We start from the raw sequence: 377 nt of genomic DNA on the forward strand, positions 1-377 counted from the left end.
GATAGCCGGCAGCCAGCATCTCCAGACCGGCGATGCCACGGTGATTGACAGCGGGCAGGAAATCCACCTGAAAAGCGGCGGCAAAGTGGTGCTGGAAGCGACATCGGAAATCACCCTGAAAGTGGGCGGCAGTTTTCTGAAAGTCACGCCGGGCGGCATTCTCTGTTCCCCGATGAATGTCGGGCAGGGTTCAGGGGGCAGCGGGCGCGGGTTGGAACTGCAACTGCCGGAGGGGGTGGCGCCGCTCGCACAAGTGGGGCAACTCCCGATGGCGGAAACACTCCCGGCAATCGAGTTTCCGGTGCAACCGGCTTGTGCCGAACTGGCGCAACAGGATGCGGGTTTAGTCATTAAACCGGTTAAAGGGTAAACACAAT

General features: G+C 60.2%; 1 pseudogene. It reads left to right on the forward strand.

The window, feature by feature from the left end:
• Positions 1–370 (forward strand): annotated as a pseudogene (locus Xbed_RS19200) (DUF2345 domain-containing protein); the annotation flags it as partial.
• Between the last annotated feature and the right edge of the window lie 7 nt (positions 371–377).

The organism is Xenorhabdus beddingii, assembly GCF_002127545.1.
GTDB lineage: Bacteria > Pseudomonadota > Gammaproteobacteria > Enterobacterales > Enterobacteriaceae > Xenorhabdus > Xenorhabdus beddingii.